The 21910-nt window shown below is 47.8% G+C and carries 15 protein-coding genes; 11 read left to right on the forward strand and 4 right to left on the reverse strand.

Going from position 1 to position 21910, the window contains the following annotated elements; all coding sequences use genetic code 11:
- Positions 1-11: 11 nt before the first annotated feature.
- A complete protein-coding gene (locus N836_RS64625) occupies positions 12-656 on the reverse strand; it encodes an ABC transporter ATP-binding protein (protein WP_200867467.1) in 645 nt (214 codons plus the stop codon).
- Between the two features lie 208 nt (positions 657-864).
- Between N836_RS64625 and N836_RS73780 the strand changes: the two genes are divergently transcribed.
- The 11 genes from N836_RS73780 (at position 865) to N836_RS64660 (ending at position 17137) form a co-directional block, all read left to right on the forward strand.
- Positions 865-1956, forward strand: coding sequence for a helix-turn-helix transcriptional regulator (locus N836_RS73780; RefSeq protein WP_023075455.1), 1092 nt, complete (start codon positions 865-867; stop codon positions 1954-1956).
- A gap of 169 nt (positions 1957-2125) precedes the next feature.
- Complete coding sequence (locus N836_RS64630; RefSeq protein WP_023075456.1) at positions 2126-4342, forward strand: TonB-dependent siderophore receptor; 2217 nt, start codon at positions 2126-2128, stop codon at positions 4340-4342.
- A 4-nt stretch (positions 4343-4346) separates the two neighbouring features.
- Entirely contained in the window at positions 4347-5459 is a 1113-nt protein-coding gene (locus tag N836_RS64635) for an ABC transporter substrate-binding protein (protein WP_023075457.1), read from the forward strand.
- 124 nt (positions 5460-5583) lie between these two features.
- On the forward strand, positions 5584-6714 hold the full coding sequence (locus N836_RS73785; protein ID WP_152532255.1) for a helix-turn-helix transcriptional regulator: 1131 nt from the start codon (positions 5584-5586) through the stop codon (positions 6712-6714).
- Between the two features lie 169 nt (positions 6715-6883).
- Positions 6884-9394, forward strand: coding sequence for a TonB-dependent siderophore receptor (locus N836_RS64640; protein WP_235071159.1), 2511 nt, complete (start codon positions 6884-6886; stop codon positions 9392-9394).
- Between the two features lie 37 nt (positions 9395-9431).
- A complete protein-coding gene (locus tag N836_RS64645; RefSeq protein WP_161635026.1) occupies positions 9432-10349 on the forward strand; it encodes an ABC transporter substrate-binding protein in 918 nt (305 codons plus the stop codon).
- 46 nt (positions 10350-10395) lie between these two features.
- Positions 10396-11487, forward strand: coding sequence for a helix-turn-helix transcriptional regulator (locus N836_RS73790; protein WP_081716970.1), 1092 nt, complete (start codon positions 10396-10398; stop codon positions 11485-11487).
- A gap of 200 nt (positions 11488-11687) precedes the next feature.
- Positions 11688-14228, forward strand: a complete 2541-nt coding sequence (locus N836_RS64650) for a TonB-dependent receptor (protein WP_023075462.1) — start codon at positions 11688-11690, stop codon at positions 14226-14228.
- 219 nt (positions 14229-14447) lie between these two features.
- On the forward strand, positions 14448-15725 hold the full coding sequence (locus N836_RS64655; protein ID WP_023075463.1) for an MFS transporter: 1278 nt from the start codon (positions 14448-14450) through the stop codon (positions 15723-15725).
- A 256-nt stretch (positions 15726-15981) separates the two neighbouring features.
- Entirely contained in the window at positions 15982-16578 is a 597-nt protein-coding gene (locus tag N836_RS0139200; protein ID WP_031293871.1) for a DUF6151 family protein, read from the forward strand.
- 121 nt (positions 16579-16699) lie between these two features.
- Complete coding sequence (locus N836_RS64660; RefSeq protein ID WP_161635027.1) at positions 16700-17137, forward strand: hypothetical protein; 438 nt, start codon at positions 16700-16702, stop codon at positions 17135-17137.
- Positions 17138-17152: 15 nt separating this feature from the next.
- Here N836_RS64660 and N836_RS64665 read toward each other — a convergent pair whose 3' ends face one another.
- From N836_RS64665 to N836_RS73795, 3 genes are all read right to left on the reverse strand, one after another.
- Positions 17153-18229: an ABC transporter substrate-binding protein gene (locus N836_RS64665; protein ID WP_023075466.1), complete on the reverse strand. Its 1077-nt coding sequence runs from the start codon at positions 18227-18229 to the stop codon at positions 17153-17155.
- A 3-nt stretch (positions 18230-18232) separates the two neighbouring features.
- Positions 18233-20452: a TonB-dependent siderophore receptor gene (locus N836_RS64670; RefSeq protein ID WP_023075467.1), complete on the reverse strand. Its 2220-nt coding sequence runs from the start codon at positions 20450-20452 to the stop codon at positions 18233-18235.
- 149 nt (positions 20453-20601) lie between these two features.
- Positions 20602-21690, reverse strand: a complete 1089-nt coding sequence (locus N836_RS73795) for a helix-turn-helix transcriptional regulator (RefSeq protein WP_023075468.1) — start codon at positions 21688-21690, stop codon at positions 20602-20604.
- Positions 21691-21910 lie beyond the last annotated feature (220 nt).

Consider the following 21910-nt stretch of genomic DNA (forward strand, 5'->3'; position numbering starts at 1 on the left):
AGAATTTCACATTATGTTTTATCCAAAGACAGTACTAGTTGTCGTGCGGTCACTCTTTCTATTTGGGCTGGATCATGGCTGGTCCAAATGCAGGCCTTTGGGGGATCGCTCTGTTGCCATTGGGCGATTAAGGCTTCAAGCTGTTCGGTGACTGTGCTGTCTAGGGAAGCGGTGGGTTCGTCTAATAACAGAATTTGGGGAGAGAGCTGTAGCGATCGCAAACAGGCAACAATTTGCTGTTCTCCACCAGAAAGTTGTTCAAGGGAGCGTTCCAAAAATTTTTCAGACCGACCTAAAATCGATAGATAGTCTAGAATCTTAGACCGATCATAGGTCTTGTTGTGATGGACCTTCAGCTGATAAATCTGTTGCAGGTTTGACTCGACTGTTCCTTCTAACAAAGCAGGCTTTTGGTGCAAATACATCACTTGTGCGCGAAATTCAGGCATGCTTAAATTTGACAGTGACTTTTCCTGGAAAGTAATCTCACCCGACTGAATTGGATCTAGTCCAGCTAAAGTTCTGAGTAATAGACTCTTACCAGCCCCTGAGGGACCCACAACCGCCAGACGATCACCAGCAAACAGCTCAAAACTGATATCTTGCCAAATCCAGTTGTCTTGGAGACGTCGTCCAATCTTTGATACAGATAACATTGGATCAGACAGAGTGTCTGAAACTGCGGGCTTGGTCTTTTCTGAGGTATGTTGCACCATTGTTCATTTCAGCTGGTTTTGTTTGCATTTAACGATTCAACACTTACTACCCTAACTTTTTAGGTTGATACCAGTACCCTACAGTACAAACGGCGGTCTATAATGCAAGCTATTCTCATTAATGGCAAGCAGTTGACGCAAGCGCATTATGATAACCCGACTGGCCCTAAATCATTGGGAAGATTGGCTTCTGCCTGGCAGCTCTAGCGATACGCGACTGCTACATGCAGATGCATCGGACCGTGTTTTGGTATGTCCATCTGACCTGGGTCAGGGCTATTTTCAAGAGATCTTGCTACGAGATGATTTAGTCCTTTTTATCCATGACTACACCTTGAACCAGGATTTGGTTATGGATCTGCAAAGTGAGGGTGATCGTCTGGAGTTCGATTTTCCAATAGTTGGTCCCAGCCGTGGATATGGTTTTGTGGTGCCCTACTTTGGGTGGAAAACCTTGATCTTCAAACGTGCACAAAAACGGTTTTTCAAAGTTGAGATTTTTTTCAAGCGACCTACTCTGATCGCGTACTTGCAAGACTTTATGGAGCGTCTGTCTCCCCAGAATCAAAGCACTGCTGAGCAAATTATTCGATTGATGTACCGGTATCACGGTGGTGGCCAAAGCTCCACCCCAGCTGGGATGCTAAACCGAATTTTTGATCGTTCGAACACAAGCGATCCCCATTTTATCTTTGAGCAAGTTGCTAACAAGACCCTTTATGGCGAGATGCTTAACCTGGGTTATGCCACCTGTAGTCCAGTAACGCCTGTCATGGATCAGGTGATTGGGCAGATTCTTAGCTGCCCTTATCAGGGGATAACCCGTCGCACTTATTTGGAGCAAAAAGCTCTGCAGCTTGTGTCCCTGCGTTTAGAAGCGATGGTACAGTTGCACACGACAAAAATTGACCTTTCCTGCATCTATCAGGCAGCCGCCATCTTAAAAGACCAGCTGGTGAATCCGCCCACTGTGGAGGCTCTTGCCCGTCAAGTGGGTACCAATCGGCTTTATTTAAATCAAGGGTTTGCTCAGGTGTACGGTACGACGCCTTATGGTTATCTACGCAGCTGCCGTCTGTGGTATGCTCGCCGACTGTTGATGACCTCGGATCTTTCGATTAGTCATGTGGCTACTGCTGTTGGCTATACCTGCCGCAGCCATTTTGCCACAGCCTTTCGCCAGCTGATGGGCATGAACCCCAAAGCATTTCAGATGAAAGCCTGGCAACGTGCCAGTTAGATACTGGGCGTTGCTGATATTCACAATAAAAAATTGCGTTTGGGCTTCAAAATCCCTAGAACGAGATCGACTTGTCCCGTAGCCTAATTGAGAATTATTTGCTGTGAGCTTAATGTCATGGCGGTTGTGTTTCCAGCTGCCATTTGAGCTTTAGTCGTGGTGTGAGAACATGATGGGAAAGTTGTTACTAAATTGGAATGTTTGTGTGATTTTAGCTGTGGTGGCAGCTTATCTAGCCATACCATACAAGGCATTAGGTCAAGTTACTGAGTTGGAACAAGTTCAGATGTTGGTGCAAACAACAGATGAATTGGATAATAGTGAAGAAGAGTCGAAAGACGAAGAAGTAGACAACACAGAGGGAGACTCTTTGCGGATTGTTGTAACAGGTGAAGAGGGCAGCCGCTATGTGGTACCCAATGCCACCACTGGCACCCGCACAGATACACCTCTGCGTGATATTCCCCAATCAATTCAGGTGATTCCCCGCGAGGTTTTGGAAGATCAGCAGGTGATCCGCCTAGAAGATGCCCTGCGTAACGTCAGTGGTGTCACCCCATCTGGCGGAGATCCTCGGGGGCCACGGTTTAATTTGCGAGGCTTTAATGATGCCACCATCCTGCGAGATGGTTTTCGCCTGAGTGGCACTAACTCCAATCTGGTTCCTCAGGATCTATCCAATATCGAGCAGATTGAGGTGCTCAAAGGGCCTGCGGCAATTGTATTTGGCGCGGTAGAGCCGGGGGGAGCGATTAACCTGGTCACGAAGCAACCGTTGAGTGAACCGTTTTATGAGGTGGGTCTGCGAGTGGGGAATCGGGGGCTGATTGAGCCCAGTGTGGATATCTCTGGGCCACTCACCGAGGATGGACGGGTGCTCTATCGGCTGAATGCGTTGTATCGCACTGAAGACAGCTTCCGCGACTTTGATCCTGATATCGAGCGGTTTTTTATTGCTCCGGTGGTGAGTTGGCAAATTAGCGATCGCACCGACCTCACCATTGATTTTGAATATATTGACCAGCAGAACCCAGGAGACTTTGGTATAGCCGCCATTGGTGATGAAGTCGCGGACATTCCCTTCAATCGCAGCTTGGGTGAACCGGAGGATATTGTCACCACTGAGTATCTTAGATCTGGCTACCGGTTTGAGCATCGCTTTAGCGACAACTGGAAAGTACGCAATGCCTTTAGCTACGCTAATCGTGATGAAAGGCTGACTAATGCCGGGTCCAATTTCCTGGATGAGACCACTGGTGATCTGAGTCGCAACTTTCAACTTTTTGAATTTGAACAGGAGTTTTTCGAATTACAAACCAACGTGGTAGGCAAGTTTGCGACGGGGTCGATCGAGCATACGCTACTGGCTGGGGTTGATCTCAGACGGCGAGACGAATTTACCCTTGCGGGGAATGATTTTTTAACTCCTGCGCCCCTGAATATTTTTAATCCGGTCTATGGTCAGACTCCGCGACCAGATTTCGATACCCTACCTGCATTGTTTGATGGAGACTTTCAACTGGATTTCCTCGGGGTCTACCTACAAGATCAGATTACCTTTGCTGACAATCTCAAGCTGTTAGCCGGCATCCGCTATGAGACCTTTGAGCAGGAAAGGGTGGTTGAGCCTTCCCCCTTTTTTCCTGGCTTGGACTCAACCCAGACGGACGATGCCTTTAGCCCTCGTATAGGTCTGGTCTATCAGCCGATTGAGGAAGTCTCTTTATTTGCCAGTTACAGTCGCTCCTTTAGTCCAAATCCTGCCTCAAGCTTTAGCACTGACTTCCTCGATCCTGAAGAGGGAGAGCAGTATGAAGTAGGGGTAAAAGCCGAATTTCTGGATGGACGCTTGGCTGCTAACCTGGCCTATTTTGACATCACCCTCCAAAATGTATCGACGCCAGATCCAAATAATCCCCTATTTTCTGTGGCTATAGGGGAAGAACGCAGTCAGGGTGTGGAACTCGATGTGGCGGGTGAAATTTTATCGGGATGGAACATCATCGCCAATTACGCCTATATCGATGCCAGAATTACAGAAGACAACTCCGACCTCGAAGACAACCGAAGATTTAATGTGCCTGAGCACAACGTCAACCTGTGGACCACCTACGATATTCAGGATGGACCTTTAGAAGGTCTAGGCTTTGGCCTTGGAGTGAACTATGTGGGAGAGCGCTTTGGCGACAATGCCAACAGTTTTCAATTAGATGATTATTTCTTGACCAATGCAGCGATTTCCTACAAACGCGATAATTGGCAAGCAGGTCTGAATATTCGCAATCTGTTTGATATAGACTATATCGAAAGTACTAGCGGGGGTAGACGAAATATATACCCTGGTGAGGACTTTACCCTGATAGGCTCTTTCTCCATTGAGTTTTGAATCGATGTCAAGGCTAAAACGATTTGCGAATTGGCTACTGCTAAGTGTTTTGACCATAAGTCTCATCGTTGGCTGTGGTCTCTTAGCAAGGAATGATTCAGCCAATGATTCAGCACTTGAAGTTACAACTCAACCAGCCTCAGGCTGTCGAATAGTTCAACATGATCTGGGTGAAACGGAAATCTGCGGACAACCGCAGAAAGTAGTCACCCTGAGTGCTCATATCCTTGATTTATTGCTGTCGCTGGATGTGCAGCCCTTTGCTAGCACTTTACCCCTCAATGCTCATACTGGAGAGGTGTTTAATGATCCAGCCCGGCAAATTCCTTATCTGGGCGAGCGCCTCACTGGCCAACCTATCAATTTGGGCCGCGATCATACCCCTTCTCTCGAAGCCCTCGTGGGCCTCAAGCCAGACCTAATTGTGGGTGAAGGGGGACGTAACGCCGATGAATATGAGCTGTTATCTGAGATTGCCCCTACGCTTTTGTGGAATGATCGAACGGCTTTAGGAAAGTGGCAAGAGAGTCTGCAAGATCTGGCCACAGCTCTGGGTATGGATACAAAGGCAGAAACCGTGATTCAGCAATATGAGGCAGCTATTGCCTCCGCTCGTGCTGATCTAGTTGAGGTGGTAGCTGCCCATCCTAAACTGTTGCTGTTGGGAGCTAACCGCTTGGACGAGGGCTTTGTTGTTATTGCTCCGGATAGCTATTTGGGGGCGCTGCTTGCTGGAATAGGATTTCAGATCATACCACCGCCTGCTGCTGCGATTAATGCCTCTACTCCACTGATGTCAATTGAGGCATTGCCAGAGCTAAATGATGCTGACACCATTATTGTGTTGGGCTGGAATTTTGATACCAGCGAGGGACTGGAAAAATCAGACCCATCTGCTGATACGTCGATGGGAGATTTATTGGAGACGCATCAAGTGAAAACAATTCAGCAAGATTGGCAAACCAATAGCATTGCTCAATCTCTCACCGCCAGTCAAGAAAACCGAGTTTACTTCACCACTTTCTATAAGTGGAATGGACTCAATGGTCCCATCGGTGCAGAGCTCATTCTGGAGCAGCTACGCCAGTTTTTCTTAACCGATAATAGAAGCCAGTAATCTGTCAGAGTGATGTTTTCAGGCTAAAGTCTACTGGGCAATGGGGCAAGGTAATCGCCTTGTGAAACTGACCATGGCATAATAATGCAAATAATTATCATTAAGCCAACTGCTATTTTTGCACTTGGCAGCTGATAGCGCCATGGCGATCCGGTTCTTTAATCAACAATCTGACTATCTCCACTGCGGTAGCCCTGATGACCCCAGGCTATTTCATGCTGATTCGTCTGACCAGATCCAGGTGTGGTCACCCCAGGTGGGCCAGGGCTACACACAGACGATTCCCTTACGGGAAGGGCTGAGTCTGGTCATTCTGGATTACTCAATACACAGCACCTTCTTGTACAAAAACTCACGACGCAGTCCATTTTTGGAGTTTGAATTTCAAATAGAAGGGTCAGCGGCAGGTCAGAGTGCCTTTGTCCCACATCTTGTTCAGCGAGATAGCTTTGGCATTCGGTCAGCACAACCACGTCAGCTAAAGGTGGAGGTGCTTTTTAGTGCCCCCATGTTTGAGACTTGCGCCCATACTGTGGTTGAGTATTTCCCACCCCAGGACCGAGCCATGCTGTATGACTGGGCCAGCTGGGTTTATCGTTCTCGACATGGACTTAATGCCAAATCACCTCAGACCGCATTTGGCCAGATTCTCAGCGGCACAATTGCTTCACCCGAGTTATTTAGTGCAAATGATCCATTTGAAAGCTTGGATTTTTGTGCGTTTGGCCGTTTTTGGCGATCGATGACATCAGAGATGCATCAGATAGTTAATCAGCTCCTTAGCTGTCCCCATGGCGGACAGATACGACGGGCGTATCTAGAAGATAAAGCCCTCGAACTAGTCGCCCTAATGCTGCGAGGAATGAATCACTTAAATGCCATCTCATATCCGCTGGTGGGTGACGATCTAGACCGCATTTACCAAGCTGGAAGAATTTTAGCCCGTAATCTTAACAATCCGCCGTCGATCAAGGCCTTAGCACGGCAGGTCGGGCTAAATCGCTTCAAACTCAACCAGGGCTTTCATCAGGTATATGGCACCACGCCCTTTCGATATCTGAGGTGCTGTCGTCTGGCCCTGGCAGGACATTTATTAATCACATCAGATTTAGCCATTGAAGCGGTCGCCCACAAAGTTGGGTACACCAGCCGTAGCAACTTTGCCACTGCATTTCGTCAACAGTTTGGTTTAAATCCCAAGGCCCTTCAGCTCCATAGCCAGTATGTGCCTCAGTCGAAAAGTCTTGCTAGCTAAAAAAGAAATGCGTTTCGGGTTCAGAATTTTTGGGCCAAACATTTAATCTAATCGAGAATAATTCGCTTCAAATTCGGGGTATGGCATAACGGCCCGTGGGGTTGAGGCAATCGCTTGTGTGAGGAAGATGATGGGAAAGTTGTTACTGGGTTTAAATCTGCTGGCACTGATGACTCTTGCTGGTGGGCAGGTTGCGATCGCTCAAGCGCTGACTGGCCAGTTCGCAGCTGGGAATGTCATAGAAACAGACGCTGAGGCCATAGAGCTATCCTCCTCTTTAAACTCCGCAGAATTGCTCGCTCAAAGTGACCCGGCACAAATCACCAATGTGCGTTTACTAGAAACCGAGACAGGTTTGCAAGTGATTCTAGAAACAGCCGACGGTGAGCTTACCGCAACCACTACGACTGTATCAGGTGATGCCCTTGTTGCTGAGATTCCCAATGCCGTTCTAGCGTTAGCTGAGGGCGATGAATTTCAACAGTTTAACCCTGCTGAGGGTATCGCTGTTGTACAAGTGTCAGCATTACCTGAAAACCGAGTACAAGTAGTTATTACCGGAACGGATGCTGCACCAATTGCAGAGATTAGTACGGCACTAACCGGATTAATCCTAAGGGTAGTGCCTGGAATTGCGCAGGACCAGTCAGATGAGACGCTGAGACTATTAGTGACTGGCGAAGAGGGCAGTCGCTACTTTAAGCCCAATGCCGCCACCGCCACCCGCACGGACACGCCTTTGCGGGATATTCCTCTATCGATTCAGATAATTCCTGAGGAAGTGATCGAAGACCAACAGGTAATTCGCCTAGATGAAGCCCTCCGGAATGCTAGTGGAGTAGTCGTAGAAGAGCGAAATGCTACGGCTGAACGCTTTATCATTCGTGGATTTCCCAGTGCTTCTGTGCTGCGGGATGGGTTTCGCTTATCCTTTGGGGCGGCTGGCAGTCCTAATAATCAAGAACTGGCTAACCTAGAAAGCGTAGAAGTGCTTAAAGGCCCGGCCTCGATCTTGTTTGGGTCTTTGGAGCCTGGGGGCGTGATTAACTTAGTTACCAAGAAGCCCCTGAGCGAGCCTTTTTATGAGCTGAGTTTTCGGGCGGGCAATCAAGAATTTATTGAGCCTAGCCTTGATATTTCCGGACCTTTAACAGAGGATGGTCGTCTACGCTATCGCTTAAATGCCCTCTATCGTACCCAGGAAAGTGTTCAAGATTATAACAACGATATAGAGCGGTTTTTTATTGCTCCCATTGTCAGCTGGCAAATTAGCGATCGCACCGATTTCACCGCCCATTTTGAATACAGCGATACGAGTGGTCCCCTGGAGACAGGGACAGTTGCGTTTGAGGATGGCATCGCCGATATTCCGTTGGATCGGGTTTTGGGTGACCCAGACGATTTGACCGAAAGTGAACGGATTCGAGCTGGCTATGACTTTGAACATCGCTTTAGCGACAACTGGAAAATCCGCAATGCCTTCAGATTTAATCGTTCGGATGTAGACACCGATGTCTTTTTTCCTTTTTTTCCTTTGAACGAGGCCACCGGAGATTTAGGGCGAGCCCTTCTATTTGGGAATCAGGTACAGAATCATTATGAACTACAAACCAATGTCGTAGGCGAATTTAACACCGGTACCATTGAACATACCCTACTCGCCGGAGTAGATTTGTTTCGACGAGAGAATCCCCGCCAAGATCGAATCGGGTTCTTCACACCGCAATTTTTGAATATTTTTGATCCAGTCTATGGCCCCCGTCCCGACCCCACAACGCTACCCTTCTTTGTTAATGGAGAGAGCACCGTTGAAGCTCTGGGTGTTTTTATTCAGGATCAAGTCACGTTGTCGGACAATCTAAAACTCCTACTCGGTCTGCGCTATGAAACCGCTGAGCAAAAATCCTCAAGTGGTCCCACCGCTTTTAACCCCATCGGTTCTGAATCAAGCCAGAATGACGATGCATTTAGTCCTCGAGTTGGACTCGTCTACCAACCCATTGAAGAACTGTCACTGTATGGTAGCTATAGCACCTCATTTGTCCCTAACGGCGACATGACCTTTGAGGGTGACATTCTTGACCCAGAAGAGGGAGAACAATTTGAAATCGGAGCCAAAGCTGAACTCCTGGATGGTCGGCTTAATGCCACTCTCGCCCTATTTCACCTAACCAAACAAAATGTGGCTACGCCCGACCCCAATAACGCTAGGTTCTCAATTGCAACGGGTGAACAACGCAGCCAAGGGATTGAGCTAGATATCACCGGAGAGATTCTGCCCGGTTGGAACATTATCGCCAACTATGCCTACACCGATGCCGATATCACCGACGACAATAGCGGTAATGAAGGCAATCGTTTATTCGGTGTACCGGAAAACAATGCTAACCTGTGGACCACTTACGATATTCAAGAAGGTCTCCTGGAGGGAGTCGGCGTTGGTTTTGGAGTTAACTATGTCGGTGAACGATTTGGCGACAATGCCAACACATTTACATTAGATGACTACTTTCTCACTAATGCTGCCATTTCTTATAAAAAAGACAATTGGCGAGCGGGTCTAAACTTCCGCAATCTGTTTGATGTGGATTACGTTGCCAATGCTCGCAATGGCAGGGCTGGTTTTGTTACCATCGGTGAAGGATTTAGTGTTATCGGTTCATTTTCTATTGAATTTTGATGTCCCTATGACCTGCAAACGTCGATTTTTTTTGCTGATGGGATCTACTGCCTTGATTGCCTCCGCTTGCACCAGGGCAACTCAACCAGACCAGCAAGCAACTACCAATAAAGCCATAAAACGAATCAAACATGCCTTTGGTGAAACGGAGGTGCCCACCAATCCGACTCGGGTGATTGTGCTAGGGTACATAGCCGTGGAGGCGGTGGTGGATCATGGACTGCAGCCCATCGGTGTTCCAGATGGGCTGGTGGACTCATTTTCCCATCTATCGTTAAACAAAGAGATCACGGCCGATGTTGGCAGTCCAGTCCAGCCCAGCTTTGAGAAAATAATCTCTCTCAAACCTGATCTTATCCTTACCAGCAAATACAGACTGGGCAATGGCTATAGCCAGCTAGCACGGATTGCCCCAACGGTCGTATTTGATATAGACAGTAACCATCAATGGAAAGAATTAACTCGCCTCTGTGGGGAAGCCTTAAGCAGACAAGCCGAAACCCAAAAACTTGTTTCAAGCTACAAAGCTAAGCTAGAAACAGTTAAGGCAAAAATGTCTCAAACCGGCAAACGACCCCAGGTTTCTGTTATCACTCTCATCCCAGGTCTGATTAGAGCTTCAGGAACCGAGACATTTGCAGGCAGTGTATTAGCGGATGCTGGGATATCGCGTCCGCCCAGTCAGGCTCAACCCCAGGGGCCACAAAACATTTCCTTAGAAGCCCTTGATTTGGTCGATGGGGATGTCATTTTTATTCCGACGTTGAAAGGTAACGTGGGCTTTGCAACAGGTATGCGAGCGGAGATTGATCGAATGAAGGCGCACCCTCTCTGGTCTCAGCTTAAGGCGGTAAAAAACAATCAGGTTTATGAAGTCAGCTCCCATTGGATGAATGGCAGCTATATTTCAGCCAATCGTATTCTGGATGACTTGTTGACGTACATAGGTAGTTAATACAAACTATTCCTATTAACAGCAAGCATGTGCACTGGGTGTCCCCATGAAAACGCCACTAACGATGAATCGGTTTGATGACTGGTTTTTACCTGGAACCTCAAATGATTCACGGCTGTTTCATGCGGATAACTCTGACCACATTTGGATCTGTTCGCCCCATGCTGGGGAAGGCTATTGTCAAACAATTGCGCTGCAAGATGATTTGACCCTGGCAATACTCGACTATACGCTTAAGCAGGATGGGATTGTTGACAGGCCAGGTAAGGGCAACTGTCTGGAATTTGAGTTTCGGTTAGCGGGGCCTGACGCTGGGTATTGCTCGTTTATTCCCTACTTTGGCTTTAGGGAGTTTGGGATCAAACCATCGCAACAACGATGTTTCAAGGTTGAAATTTGGATCCAACGCCCCACCTTGATCCCCTATTTTCAGGCATTTATAGAGCGCCTGTCTCCTCAAGCTCGACAGACTGCTGAGCGGATTGTGCAGTTGGTATATCGATACCAGGGAGGGGGGACAAGCCTAACCCCCATCGGCATGCTCAACCAGATTTTCCACAACGCCAAGACATCTGGCCATGCTTGCACCTTTGAGCAAATGTCAACTGATAGTCTCTATACCGATGCGATCGCACTCCTTGATGCTGCCCGTAATCCGATCACACCCGCGATGGAACAGATAATTGAGCGAATTCTCAGTTGTTCGTATCAGGGTAAAACCCGTCGCACCTATCTAAAACGCCAAGCAGTTGAGCTGGTAGATCTGTACCTGGAAGCGATGGTACAGCGTCGCACTAGTGAGACTCAACTCGACTATATTTACCAGGCCGGTACCATCTTACGAAAACAGCTGGTAAATCCGCCGTCCATTGAGACATTGGCCAGACAGGTAGAGACCAATCGCTTTTATTTATATCAAGGGTTTCAAGAGATATATGGCACCACGCCCTTTGGCTACTTACGCGATTGCCGCCTGTTGCAGGCCCACCGATTATTGATGACCTCGGACCTATCGATTGGTGATGTTGCCGCTGCCGTCGGCTATACCAGTCGCAGTAACTTTGCCCTGGCATTTCGTCAAAAAATAGGCTTAAATCCTAAGGCTTTTCAGAGAGAAGCCTGGCAAAGTATTGCTTAGTAGACTGTCACGCTTATCTTTCCACCCCCGTATCAGCGAAAAACTGCATCTCGGGTTCAAAATCCCTAGAAAGCCATCAGCCATTCCCATACTCTAGTTGAGAATTATTAGCTGCAAGCGAAGTTTCTGAATCATGGTAGCGACTGCAGAGCCAGCTGCCTGAATTTCAGCTGAGCTTGAGGACTGGTGTGAGGAATCTGATGAAAAAGTCGTTGTCTGGTTTGAGGCTGTTTACCTGTTTGACCATAACTGCGGGACAGATTGCCGCCGCAGAGGCCGTACTCGGGCAACAGCAGTCTGAAGCAGGATCTAGACGCTTCAATTCCCCAGCCCTCAATATCGCTACAGACTGGATAGCTCAACGAGAAGCCTCGCCAGTGCAAATCACAAACGTGCGAGTAGAAGGCACTGAGACAGGCTTGCATGTGGTGTTAGAAACGTTAGACGGTGAGCTAGCCTCGCCCATTACAACTGTGTCAGGCGATGCCTTAATTGCGGAAATTCCCAATGCGGTGCTAGCGCTGGACGAGTTTCAACAGTTTGAGCCGATTGAAGGCATTGCCCTGGTGCAGGTAACAGAGTTATCAGATAACCGAGTGCAGGTGGTGATTACTGGGGCAGATGCGGCCCCAACAGCTGCGGTCAGTACAGCTGCAGACGGGTTGACCTTAAGCATAACGCCAGGTGTAGCCCAGGTGGACGAGGCAGAGGAAACGCTAAGACTTGTGGTGACAGGTGAGGAGGGTAGTCGCTACGTTGAACCGAATACCGCCACCGCCACCCGCACCGATACCCCCCTGCGCGATATTCCCCAGTCGATTCAGGTGGTTCCTCGGGAAGTGATCGAAGACCAACAGGTAATTACCCTGGGAGATGCCCTGCGAAATGTCAGTGGTGTGGTCAGAAGCGAACGCATCTTTAATGGTGAACAATTTATCATTCGCGGGTTTAATGCTTCCACTGCTCTGCGGGATGGATTTCGACTAAATGATGGCGGCAGAGTAGGTTTTTTAGAACTCTCTAACCTTGAAACCATTGAAGTCCTCAAAGGCCCCGCTTCAATTCTGGCGGGCTCCATAAATCCAGGGGGAGCGATTAACCTAGTCACCAAACAACCCCTCAGTGAGCCGTTTTACAATTTAGAATTCCAGGCTGGTAATCGAGGACTGATCTCACCCAGTATTGATCTGTCCGGTCCACTGACCACCGATGGTCGCTTACGCTATCGCTTAAATGCCCTCTACCGAAATCAAGACAGTTTTCGTGGTTTTGACACGGACGATGAGCGATTTTTTGTGGCCCCAACGATGAGCTGGCAAATTGGAGACCGCACCGATTTAACTGTCTATCTTGAATATCTTGACGATGAGCGTCCTGGAGATTTGGGATTGATTGCTCTGGGAGATGAAGTAGCCGATGTTCCCGGTGATTTAGTAGTCGGTGAGCTTGATGATATTGCTCGAGAAGAAACCCTGCGAGTTGCCTACCAATTTGAGCATCGCTTTAGCGATCGCTGGAAACTACGGAACGGCTTTAGTTTTTTCAGAAGCGATGCATCGTCTGAGATTATTACAGCTCTTTCTGTGCTGGATGAAACCACAGGAGATATTCTTTTAGCATCATCTTTTAATGATAGCGTTGAGACGGCGCTGGATTTACAAACGAATGTTGTGGGCGAATTTAACACGGGTTCTATCGAGCATCAAGTATTGCTTGGAGTTGACCTCTTTCGCAATGTCTTAGACGACAATGATATTCGATTTGATTTTTTCTCACCGTTTCCCTTTAATGTTTTCAATCCAGTCTACGGTACGTTTCCTCGTTCCGATAGAGAGGATACTCCCCTTTTGAACCTTCAAGACATTCGCGACGATGGGCTTGGCATTTACCTTCAAGACCAGGTAACCCTACTGGATAATCTCAAGCTTTTGGCCGGGGTTCGCTATGACACCATTGAGCAAGAAGTCACTAGCAGCCCAACTTTCCTTAATCCAACCAGTTCTGAATCCACCATCAATGAAGATGCCTTCACACCACGGATAGGGGTGGTCTATCAGCCCATTGAAGAAGTTTCCCTATATGGCAGTTACAGCACGTCATTTTTGCCGAATACTGCAACCACCGTGGAGGGTGAGTTGATTCAACCCGAACGGGGGAAACAGTTTGAAATTGGTGCTAGGGCTGAACTCTTAGAAGGGAGGCTAACGGCCAACTTAGCCTTGTTTGACATTACTAAAGAGAATGTTGCCACCGCTGACCCAGACAACTTTGGCTCTTCTGTGGCAACTGGCGAGCAACGTAGCCGAGGCATTGAATTAGATATTGCTGGAGAGATTTTACCAGGCTGGAATATCATTGCCAACTATGCCTATACGGATGCCGAAATTACTGATGATGAAGATGGCAATGAAGGGAATCGACTAACCGGCGTGCCAGAGAATAACGTTAACCTATGGACCACCTACGATATTCAAAATGGCCCCTTAGACGGTCTAGGCTTCGGTCTAGGCATTAACTATGTGAGTGAGCGCTTTGGCGACACGGCCAATAGTTTTACCGCTGATGACTATCTTCTGACCAATGCAGCTGTTTCCTACGAACGCGATAATTGGCGGGCAGCGCTCAATATTCGCAATTTGTTTGACATAGACTACATCGAGTCCGCAGGCAGAACTAGAACAATTGGTATTGGACCTGGTGAGCCTTTTACGATTGTTGGCTCATTCTCAATTGAGTTTTGAAGCATAGATGTAGACCAATCGAGTTTATAAAAACAGCTCCCATTGAATGATTGGCAACTACCTGTCAGCCAATCTCATCCTGGATGATTTACTGAAGTATCTGGCCAGTTAGAAAATGCGTTTTGGGCGCAAAAAAAAATGCGTTTCGGAGCCAAAACCTATATATATAAGGTCGCTGGTTAACCTAAGCTGGTTGAGGCAAATAGCTTTGGGGGCCGTGTGCAAACCTTCCTAATTATTTGGCTAGGTCAATTCGCCTCCTTGTTGGGCTCTGAGATGACCAATTTTGCCATTACCATCTGGGCCTGGGAAGTCACCGGGCAAGCTACGCCACTTTCGTTTATTTTGGCTGTTACCCAAATTCCCAGGCTGTTGATTTCACCCTTTGCCGGTGTCTGGGTTGATCGGTTTAATCGCAAACATTTAATGTTTCTAGGGGATACCGTCGCCGGACTCTCCACCATTGCCCTACTGGTGTTATTTCTGACGGATCATCTACAAATCTGGCATCTCTATGTCTCGGGTGCCGTTAATGGTCTCTTCGGCTATATTCAAGGGTTAGCCCACTCGGCTTCCATGTCGCTGATTGTGGCAGAAAAACACTATGCTCGGGCCTCTGCCTTTGAATCATTACAGATGTCTGGCAGCTATGTGATTGCACCGGCCATTGCTGGAGCTATTTATGCGGTGACGGGACTAAGTGGGATTCTCACCATTGATTTGGTGACATTTGGGATTGCGATCGCCACCCTCAGCACCGTCACCATTCCCCAGCCAACAACGTCACCCCAAACCGCTGAACCTGTGTGGCAACAGCTGACATTTGGGCTGCAATACTTATGGCGTCGCCCCAGTCTCAAAGTACTGCTGAGCTTTTTCTTAATTAGTAACTTTATCAACAGTGCTAGTTTTAGCCTGTTGCCCGCCATGGTGCTAGCACGTCTGGGCAATGATTCTACTGTTTTAGGAACACTTTTTTCTTTTTTTGGTGCCGGTGGGCTGCTGGGTGGATTAACCCTCAGCCTTTGGGGTGGCCCTAAACGACGCATCCATGGCGTGTTGATTTTTAGCGCCATTTGGAAAGTGGGGCTGATTGTACTGGCACTGGCTCAAACTGTTGCTACTAAAATTGGCACGGCACTGATCAGCGGATTTTGTTCCCCGTTTCCCGGTAGCTGCAGCCAGGCGATCTGGCGCTCTAAAGTTGAGCCAGACGTGCAAGGGCGAGTGTTTGCCACACGGTTTTTGTTGACGCAGTTGGCCACACCATTGGGGGCTGCGATCGCAGGTCCCCTCGCCGATCATGTTTTTGAACCTGCTATGCAGCCTGGACAACCGCTGGCTCAGTTATTAGGGGATATTTTTGGTGTAGGCCCTGGGGCTGGCATGGCACTACAGATGGCCTTATTTGCCAGCTGTGGGCTGGTAGTGGCCCTGGGCGGATATGGCATACGCAGGTTACGGCAAATAGAGAATGATGATGATTTGGTTACCTAATGTGCCATTCCTGGCGAGATGGATGCTATAGATCGTCTTACTGAGATCCTTGGCAACTAATCCCAGGCCGAGGCCATTGTTGAAATGGCGGGTTAGGGCTGACCCAATCCGCCAGATAACAAAATGTTGCATACAGAGTCGCGGGTCACGCGGCTTTTTGCAATCAATGTCGTTCGTCGCCACCCGGTGAACATTGATGTTAAACAGCAGTTAGACAGCAAAAGCAATTAAGTCCTGTTGATTGGGGAAATGAGAAATGAGCCATCCAATACAGTGTAGATGTGGTTGCCTTAAAGGTACTGTTGATGATGTCACCCATGCAAATCGGGTCATATGCTATTGCCGAGATTGTCAGGCGTTTGCTCACTTTTTAGGCAAAGGGAGTGAAATTCTTGATCGTCATGGTGGGACAGGCATTGTTCAGACGCTACCAAAAAATATTTCCTTTACTCAAGGAACTGAAGTATTAGCATGTATGCGACTTACTGAAACTGGTTTGCTGCGCTGGTATACGACTTGCTGTAATACACCGATCGGGAATACTTTACCAATCTATAAAATGTCTTTTATTGGTCTTATCCATACCTGCTTGGAATCGTCCGAGATCACCCTGGATAATGCCTTTGGGGCTACATGCGTGCATGTTAATACAACATATTCGCAGGGAGAAATAAAAGCGAACCCAGTAGACCTCATCGTTACAATCATCCGTAATGTAACTAGAGTTTTCAGGGCACGTATTGATGGAAGTTATAAACAGACGCCCTTCTTCTTGGCAGACTCCGGAATTCCTATCGTTAGCCCTAAAATACTGAGCCACCAAGAATACGAGGACATTATGAGTGCTGTTTAACACCCGCGCTGTACCGGAACGCTGGAATTCGGTTGGTTGCTTTGCCAAGGTTAACTGTATCCGGTGAATGAAACCGTTAGACACAGAAAAATCATTTAAGTGATTTCTGATGAAAATGAAAATGTTGCAATCATGGGCCAATGAGTTCCAGGGAAGTCAATGGCAAGGTGAGGCTGAGTTATGGCTTGATCCTAACGGTAATGACGTTAATGTTAGTGACTGTATTCTAGCCATTGAGTCCAGAGTGCTTACTTACACATGGGCTTACGCAGGCGAAACAAAAATGGGGTCTTTCATATTCAATGATGACGGTGCAACATGGACAGATAGCTGGCATCAGCCCGAGCCTGTGCGCTGTCAATATCTCACTAATGCTTGGGGGCTGTTCACTGTCGAGCATACATATGCGGCTCCATCAGGTCCTGACTGGGGTTGGCGCAGTCAACTTTCTCAGAGACCAGACGGTAGTCTTGTGCTCCAAATGACCAATATTGCCCCATGGGGGGAAGAAGGCCGAGCGGTAAGGATGATAGTCCAAAGAACAAATTTGAATACCTGACAAAACATCAGCAACTCACTCTGTAAAAAACTGACGTAGCTGTGCTAGAACCAGCTCAGTTCCCATGGGACCATTGAGGCCATTCCACTTGTAGTAGGTGGCAAAGTAAACACGGTTTTCCTGACTGGCGGTGAGAGATTGGGCAATGGCATTTTTTTGCCAGCTTTGTTGAATCGCCTTTACCTGATGCTGTTCTGCAATTTCCTCTATGGACTGATCCCCTAGTGCAATCGACTGCTTGAGGTCTGGATCGTTAATGTCCATGCTGTAGCCCAGAATGATAATGGCATCGGCAGTATCCAACTCTGGTAGTGCCTCCAAGGATACAGGAGCGTTAGGCATATCTCCAGGTGATGGGGGAGCTACGAGTTTAAAGCCAATGTCTTCCAAAAGTTCACCCAAGTAGGTATTAGGCTGAATCACATACACGCCCTCGTCCAGACGATTGGCCCCCAAAAGCAATAAATTAGGATGAGCTGACGTCACCTCTGTAAGGTCAAGACGGGCCTGTTCGACATTTGTCTGATACTGCTGGAACAGTGCCTCAGTCTTTTCAGGTTTGCCCAGCGCAACAGCTAAGGTTTGCAAATGCTCTTGCCACTGACCTTTAACCGTGCGGTTCTCCAACAAGATTGTCGGTGCGATCTGAGAGAGCAACTTATATTCTTCAACATTGCGCGTTTCTCCTAGAATCAAATCGGGCTTTAAAGCAGTCAATCTCTCCATGGACGGACTTTGAGCATTGCCTAAATTGATAGGCTGGGTGGTAATAGCAGACCCTAGATAGGGAATTTGCTGCTCTGGATTATCAAAAATCTCTCCTTTATAAAAGGAGACTGGTGTAACATAACCGACAGGCTGCTGATCTAGGGATAGCAGCAAATCGAGGGCATGGGCACTGAGGGAAACCACCGTTTGCGGCTCTCCACAAATTTCTGCTTCGCCTGCATCATGCTTGATCAAGCGACAGTCGGTGGATACTGAGCTGTCGGAGGTAGGGCTTTGGTTGGCAGCAACACCGCAGCCAACGATCAGTGCCGTTGTTAAACAACCCAGCATTACCCAACGAAAAAGTCGTTTTAACATCACCATGGCTTAAAAATTAACGGCAAATGAGCCGATGAGTGTAAATCCTTCACCGGGATTAATCTCTGCTGTTCTGCTGTTTTCAGCACTCTCAATATAGTCTTGATCAAACAGATTGCGAACATTCAAGCCAATTTCCCAGTTGTCTCGTTGGTAAGAAACTGCCGCATTAGTTAGGAAGTAATCTTCCAAGATAAAGCTATTAGCATTATCACCAAACCGTTCACCTACTACATTGAAGCCGATACCAAATCCGAGTCCTTCTAGGGGGCCGGACTGTACATCGTAAGTGGTCCACAGGTTAACGTTGTTTTCAGGGACACCGAACAGCTCGTTGCCCTCCAATCCAGAATTATCTTCGGTAATTTCAGTATCGGTGTAGGCATAGTTTGCCACGAGGTTCCATCCCGGTAAAAGTTCACCAATTAAATCCACCTCAATACCCTGGCTGCGTTGCTCTCCACTAGCAATGGAAAATGTGGAGAAATTCGGATCAGGGGTTGAGACATTTTGTTTGGTGATATCAAAATAGGCCACACTAGCAACAAATCGCCCATCCAATAATTCTGTTCGCGCCCCAACTTCAAACTGTTCGCCTTCTTCTGGATCAATAATGTCGCCAGCTACCGTTCGGGCTGTATTGGGAATAAATGAGCGGCTGTAGCTGGCAAACAGTGATACCGGTTCTATTGGTTGGTATACCACACCTAAACGGGGGCTAAACGCATCGCCATTAGTATTGGTTTCTGACGCAACAGGCGAAAATAAGGAGGGGCGGCTAATAACTTCTTGATCAAAGGTTTCATAGCGTATCCCTGCTAACAGATTGAGATTATCTGCCAGCTCAATCTGATCCTGAACATAAAAGCCGTAGGAGTTAACATTTGTATCCCCGTCGAAGAATATGGGTTCCTGACTAAAGTCGGGGCGTGGGGTGAGTCCATAAACAGGATTAAAGATATTAATGGGTGCAAACGTAAAGAAATTACCCCGACCAAGGCCATCTTTATCCTCACGGCGATAGAAATCAAACCCTGTCAGTAACGTATGGTCAATGGAACCAGTAGAAAATTCACCAACGATATTGGTTTGAACTTCAAAGGTATTGCTGGGCTGCTCAAGGGAGATAAAGTTGCGCAGTAGGTCGCCTGTGGCTTCATCCAGTCTGGGACGACCGCCAGCGGAGATAAACTCGGATTCATAGCGGGTGTAGTGAAAAGCATTCCGCAGCTTCCAATTATCACTAAAGCGATGTTCGAAGTTGTAACCTGTGCGTAAAAATTTCCCTTCAAAGATATCTTCGAGTTCTCCTAGGGGTCTGTCAAAGGGAATATCGGCCACTTCGTCCCCAATGGCTATTAAGCCAAAGTCAGCTGGGCGTTCGTCGTCGCGATATTCAATGTCGAGGGTAAGGTCGGTGCGATCGCTAATGTCCCAGCTCAGCACTGGTGCAATAAAGAAACGATCAACGTTGGTGGTAAAGTCACGAAAATAGTCCTCATCACGATAGAGCACATTCAGCCGATAGCGGACACGACCATCTTCTGTTAGTGGGCCACCTGCATCCAAGCTGCCTTCAACCAGGCCGCGGTTGCCCACCTGAAAAAGTGCTTCATAGGCGGGCTCGCTCAGAGGCTGCTCGCTCACCAGGTTAATAGCACCACCGGGCTCAATCGCCCCAAACAAAATTGCTGCTGGCCCCTTGAGTACTTCGATTTGCTCAATGTGGGATAGCTCAGGAAAACCACTGTTACCATTTCCTCCATTCGTCAGGCGGAAGCCGTCTCGCAACACTGATGAACTATCAAAGCCTCGAATAGTAAACCGCTGACCTCTAGGATCGTTGGAACTAGCAACCACACCGCTGACGTTACGCAGGGCATCATTAAGGCGAATCACTCGCTGATCTTCGAGAACCTCCTGGGGAATTACCTGAATTGACTGGGGAATATCGCGTAGAGGAGTATCGGTACGAGTTCCAGTCGTGGCATTGGGTTCAACGTAGCGGCTACCCTCTTCACCCGTTACTACAATCCGCAAAGATTCGCTTTCTTCTTCTGACTCCTCTTCTTCGCCTTCAATCTCTTCTGATTCCTCTAACACCTGAGCCAGGGGCGTTGCTTTTTCAGTCTCGCTCTCATCCGTTTGTCCCAGGGCAGTTTGAGGGATTGCTAACCACCCCATCGCTAACAACAGTAGTAAATTTAGACCAGACAATGACCGTTTCATGATTTCCCTCACACCACAGCAGACCAATCGTTGAACCCCGTTGGTCTAAAAGCGAATTAGTGTCAACTAGGCTATGGGAGTCGGAAATTTATTTCTATGATTTTTGCGCCCCAGACGCATTTTTTTTGAGCGCTGGTTAACTGGCACTGCTAACTGGCATAGTGCCATGTTTGCATCTGAAATGTCTTGGGATTAATACCAATTTCCTTGCGGAATGCAGTGGCAAAACGACTGCGACTAGAGTAGCCAACAGCGGTTGCAACCTGGGCAACGGATAGTTCTGACGTCATCAATAATTGCTTAGCTTGCATTAAGCGATAGTCTTTCAAATAGCCAAAGGGTGTGGTGCCATAGACCTGACGAAAGCCTTGATTGATTTTGAGGCGGTTAGTGCCGATGTGTCGGGCTAAGGTCTCAACGGTTGGTGGATTGGTCAAGTTCTCTCGTAGAAATGCAGCTGCTTGATAAATGTGGTTAAGTTCATCCAATGGCAGCCTGGGTCGCGTCATCACCTCTAAACGTAGGTTCACTAGCTCCATCGCTTTTTGCTTGAGATATATACGTCGATCTGGGCCGCAGTATGGGCAGCTAAGGATTTGCCCAATGATCGTTTGCATTGCTACAGTGATTGGACTGCGAGTGGCATACCCCAGAGCGAACACTTCGTTGTAAAGCTGATCGGGCATCAACTGCTCAAATGTGGGGCGATAGTACGACTTGTTTGCTGCAAAAATTCGTTGTAATAGGTCGGTTGATGTGATTGTAGGGCCGCCACCACAGGCAAGATATAGAGACTGCATTATATTGTTTGCTACCTGTTTGTTTTTGGGGGTAAATCGCTCAAAAACGGCTTGAAAGTAGGTACTTAATAATGGTGGCTCAAAGAAAACCTCTACCTTGAAATAACGTTTTCGGGCACGTTTAATCCCCATCTCTTGAAAACCAAAATAGGGAATGAAAAAGCTATAACCGGCCTGAGGGCCTGCCAGTTGAAATTCAAATTCGATGCGATCGCACTCTCCCAGCACATCAAAAACTAGGTCCTGATGTACGCTGTAGTCGAGAATAACCAGTTTGGTATCCTCTTCCAAGAAAATGTGCTGGTAATATCCATCACCTAGCCGGGTAGGACAGACATAGATGCGGTCAGACGGGTCGGCATGGAGCAGTCTCGGATCTCGCCAACTGCCTGAATCAAGCCATTCATCCCAACGACTTAGACTTAGCCGCTCTACCATATCTGCCAGCCCAACCTAGGTTAATAGGAAAACTTCTTATTAAGAGTATGCCATGTCGCCTGGTGGTATAGATTTGCATTGAGCCTCTGCCAAAGTAAATTCTGAGAAACACTGTCAGACGTATTCCGGGTAAGTATCAAAAAACTCCGGCTGGGGCTCCTTTAAAGCACTATCATTCGCTACACTTCCTTGCACTAAGGTACGGACTTGGGAGAGCAGC

The sequence above is a fragment of the Leptolyngbya sp. Heron Island J genome (genome assembly GCF_000482245.1).
Taxonomy (GTDB): Bacteria; Cyanobacteriota; Cyanobacteriia; order Phormidesmidales; family Phormidesmidaceae; genus Leptothoe.

What these genes read in the sequence shown, in the direction of transcription:
- N836_RS64635 (WP_023075457.1), top strand. Translation starts at nt 4,347, where the DNA reads ATGTCAAGGCTAAAACGATTTGCGAATTGGCTACTGCTAAGTGTTTTG.
- N836_RS64630 (WP_023075456.1), top strand. Translation starts at nt 2,126, where the DNA reads ATGATGGGAAAGTTGTTACTAAATTGGAATGTTTGTGTGATTTTAGCT.
- N836_RS64670 (WP_023075467.1), bottom strand. Translation starts at nt 20,452, where the DNA reads ATGAAACGGTCATTGTCTGGTCTAAATTTACTACTGTTGTTAGCGATG.
- N836_RS64640 (WP_235071159.1), top strand. Translation starts at nt 6,884, where the DNA reads ATGACTCTTGCTGGTGGGCAGGTTGCGATCGCTCAAGCGCTGACTGGC.
- N836_RS64625 (WP_200867467.1), bottom strand. Translation starts at nt 656, where the DNA reads ATGTTATCTGTATCAAAGATTGGACGACGTCTCCAAGACAACTGGATT.
- N836_RS73790 (WP_081716970.1), top strand. Translation starts at nt 10,396, where the DNA reads ATGAAAACGCCACTAACGATGAATCGGTTTGATGACTGGTTTTTACCT.
- N836_RS64645 (WP_161635026.1), top strand. Translation starts at nt 9,432, where the DNA reads ATGGGATCTACTGCCTTGATTGCCTCCGCTTGCACCAGGGCAACTCAA.
- N836_RS64650 (WP_023075462.1), top strand. Translation starts at nt 11,688, where the DNA reads ATGAAAAAGTCGTTGTCTGGTTTGAGGCTGTTTACCTGTTTGACCATA.
- N836_RS73780 (WP_023075455.1), top strand. Translation starts at nt 865, where the DNA reads ATGATAACCCGACTGGCCCTAAATCATTGGGAAGATTGGCTTCTGCCT.
- N836_RS64660 (WP_161635027.1), top strand. Translation starts at nt 16,700, where the DNA reads ATGTTGCAATCATGGGCCAATGAGTTCCAGGGAAGTCAATGGCAAGGT.
- N836_RS73795 (WP_023075468.1), bottom strand. Translation starts at nt 21,690, where the DNA reads ATGGTAGAGCGGCTAAGTCTAAGTCGTTGGGATGAATGGCTTGATTCA.
- N836_RS0139200 (WP_031293871.1), top strand. Translation starts at nt 15,982, where the DNA reads ATGAGCCATCCAATACAGTGTAGATGTGGTTGCCTTAAAGGTACTGTT.
- N836_RS64665 (WP_023075466.1), bottom strand. Translation starts at nt 18,229, where the DNA reads ATGGTGATGTTAAAACGACTTTTTCGTTGGGTAATGCTGGGTTGTTTA.